This is a genomic window from Neoroseomonas oryzicola, assembly GCF_012163135.1.
Classification (GTDB): Bacteria; Pseudomonadota; Alphaproteobacteria; order Acetobacterales; family Acetobacteraceae; genus Neoroseomonas; species Neoroseomonas oryzicola.
Genome location: NZ_JAAVUP010000032.1, coordinates 2,501 through 5,859 on the forward strand (window position 1 = coordinate 2,501; position 3,359 = coordinate 5,859).

Annotated in this window: 1 tRNA gene and 2 rRNA genes; all 3 read left to right on the forward strand. The window is 58.7% G+C overall.

The annotated features are described in order from the left end of the window. Nucleotides 1-284 precede the first annotated feature (284 nt). The 3 genes from GWK15_RS25475 to GWK15_RS25485 all read left to right on the forward strand — a co-directional run bounded on the left by GWK15_RS25475 (nt 285) and on the right by GWK15_RS25485 (nt 3,359). Nucleotides 285-3,022, forward strand: a 23S ribosomal RNA gene (locus GWK15_RS25475). 109 nt (nt 3,023-3,131) lie between these two features. Further along, nucleotides 3,132-3,246, forward strand: a 5S ribosomal RNA gene (rrf, locus tag GWK15_RS25480). A gap of 36 nt (nt 3,247-3,282) precedes the next feature. Then, nucleotides 3,283-3,359: transfer RNA gene (locus GWK15_RS25485), tRNA-Met, on the forward strand.

A 3,359-nucleotide genomic window follows, 5' to 3' on the forward strand; every position in this document is an offset into this window, starting at 1 on the left:
GCTGCGCCTGGCGATGACGGTCGATGGCCTGGTGAGCCGCCTGAGGGCGGCGACACTTCCGAAACCCGTTCCGCGATACTGTCCGGGATCCTCGAGAGGGAGCCGGGTGGGACGTGGAGCGAGATGTTCTTTCACATGGTGAAGATGATCAGTTGTGTGTGTAAGTGGCGCACATCGTTCGGCCGAGACTAGACCGCAGGCCGGGGATGATGCGGGCGCTACCGCCTGAGACTGGTAGTTGCATAGGGCGTGGTTTGGCCCTGTGCGCGGGCGGTGGTGTGGATATGGAGTGAGAGAAGGGCATTCGGTGGATGCCTTGGCGCCAAGAGGCGATGAAGGACGTGGCACGCTGCGAAAAGCCGCGGGGAGATGCGAGCGATCGTTGATCCGCGGATGTCCGAATGGGGAAACCCACCCCTTTGGGGTATCTCGTACTGAATTCATAGGTGCGAGAGGCGAACCCAGGGAACTGAAACATCTCAGTACCTGGAGGAAAAGACATCAACAGAGATTCCGCTAGTAGTGGCGAGCGAACGCGGAGCAGGCCAGTGGTTCCTGAAAGAGAAGCTGAACGGTCTGGAAAGGCCGGCCATAGTGGGTGACAGCCCCGTAGGCGTAGAGCTTTCAGGGATCCTTGAGTAGGGCGGGGCACGTGAAACCCTGTCTGAACATGGGGGGACCACCCTCCAAGCCTAAATACTCCTTGGCGACCGATAGTGCACAAGTACCGTGAGGGAAAGGTGAAAAGCACCCCGACGAGGGGAGTGAAAGAGACCTGAAACCGGATGCTTACAAGCAGTCGGAGCTCGCAAGAGTGACGGCGTACCTTTTGTATAATGGGTCCGCGAGTTCGTGTTGGCAGCAAGCTTAAGCCGAGAGGTGTAGGCGCAGCGAAAGCGAGTCTGAATAGGGCGCATAGTTGCCGGCATGAGACCCGAAACCTGGTGATCTAGCCATGGACAGGTTGAAGGTGGGGTAACACCCACTGGAGGACCGAACCCACGCCTGTTGAAAAAGTCGGGGATGATCTGTGGTTAGGGGTGAAAGGCCAATCAAACCAGGAAATAGCTGGTTCTCCGCGAAATCTATTGAGGTAGATCGTCCGTCGATCACCGTCGGAGGTAGAGCACCGGAAGGGCTAGGGGGGCCCAAAGCCCTACCAAACCCTACCGAACTCCGAATGCCGATGAGTGCAGGCGGGCAGACAGACAGTGGGTGCTAAGGTCCATTGTCGAGAGGGAAACAACCCAGACCACCAGCTAAGGCCCCCAAATGATGGCTAAGTGGGAAAGCATGTGAGACGGCCAAAACAACCAGGAGGTTGGCTTAGAAGCAGCCATCCTTTAAAGAAAGCGTAATAGCTCACTGGTCTAAACAAGCTGTCTTGCGGCGAAAATGTACCGGGGCTCAAGCCATCTGCCGAAGCTGTGGGTGTGTAGCAATACACGCGGTAGCGGAGCGTTCCCTAGGCCAGTGAAGCGGTACCGGTGACGGGCCGTGGAGGTATGGGAAGTGCGAATGCGGACATGAGTAGCGACAAAGAGAGTGAGAAACTCTCTCGCCGAAAGTCCAAGGGTTCCTGCGCAAGGTTAATCCGCGCAGGGTGAGCCGGCCCCTAAGGCGAGGGCGAAAGCCGTAGCCGATGGGAACCAGGTGAATATTCCTGGGCCCGCCAGAAGTGACGGCCATGAAGTTCTGTCATTCCTTATCGGATTGGGGTGGCAGTTGGATTGGTCCGGGAAATAGCTCTGGCATATGGACCGTACCCGAAACCGACACAGGTGGACTGGATGAGTATTCCAAGGCGCTTGAGAGAACCATGCTGAAGGAACTAGGCAAATTGCCCGCGTAAGTTAGCGATAAGCGGGACCCATCTGTGGGCAACCATGGGTGGGTGGCACAGACCAGGGGGTGGCGACTGTTTAGTAAAAACACAGGGCTCTGCGAAATCGAGAGATGACGTATAGGGTCTGACGCCTGCCCGGTGCCGGAAGGTTAAAGGGAGGAGTGCAAGCTCCGAACTGAAGCCCCGGTAAACGGCGGCCGTAACTATAACGGTCCTAAGGTAGCGAAATTCCTTGTCGGGTAAGTTCCGACCTGCACGAATGGCGTAACGACCTCCCCACTGTCTCCAGCATGGGCTCAGCGAAATTGAATTCCCCGTGAAGATGCGGGGTACCCGCGGTCAGACGGAAAGACCCTATGAACCTTTACTGCAACTTGGCAGTGGCGCCAGGAAGGGGCTGTGTAGGATAGGTGGGAGGCTTTGAAGCCGGGGCGCCAGCCTTGGTGGAGCCAACCTTGAAATACCACCCTGCGCCTTTCTGGCGTCTAACCGAACCCCGTCACCCGGGGTCGGGACCCTGCCTGGTGGGCAGTTTGACTGGGGCGGTCGCCTCCCAAAAGGTAACGGAGGCGCGCGATGGTGGGCTCAAGCCGGTCGGACATCGGCTGTTGAGTGCAAAGGCACAAGCCCGCCTGACTGCGAGTGCGACAGCACGAGCAGGGACGAAAGTCGGCCTTAGTGATCCGGTGGTCCCGCGTGGAAGGGCCATCGCTCAACGGATAAAAGGTACTCTAGGGATAACAGGCTGATCTCCCCCAAGAGTCCACATCGACGGGGAGGTTTGGCACCTCGATGTCGGCTCATCGCATCCCGGGGCTGGAGCAGGTCCCAAGGGTTCGGCTGTTCGCCGATTAAAGCGGTACGTGAGCTGGGTTTAGAACGTCGTGAGACAGTTCGGTCCCTATCTGCCGTGGGTGTTGGAGACTTGAGAGGATCTTTCCCTAGTACGAGAGGACCGGGAAGGACGCACCTCTGGTGCACCGGTTGTGGCGCCAGCCGCATCGCCGGGTAGCCAAGTGCGGAATGGATAACCGCTGAAGGCATCTAAGCGGGAAACCAGCCTCAAGACGAGGTCTCCCTAAGGGTCGTGGAAGACCACCACGTCGATAGGCCGCAGGTGGAAGCTCCGTAAGGAGTGCAGCCGAGCGGTCCTAATCACCCGATAGAACTCCATATCCCCTACACCACCGCGCGGATGCGCAAGCATCCACCGCGCACAGCGCCAAACCACGCACACACACAACTCAGATCATCACACCATCATCCAGAGGATCCGGCCCGGTGGCCTGGTGGCCATCGCGGGGTTGATACACCCGTTCCCATCCCGAACACGGCCGTGAAACACCCCAGCGCCCATGGTACTGCGTCTTAAGGCGCGGGAGAGTCGGTCGCCGCCAGGCCACCAGGCCGGATCCTCTGGTCACCCACCACACCCACGCGGGGTGGAGCAGCCCGGTAGCTCGTCAGGCTCATAACCTGAAGGTCACAGGTTCAAATCCTGTCCCCGCATCCA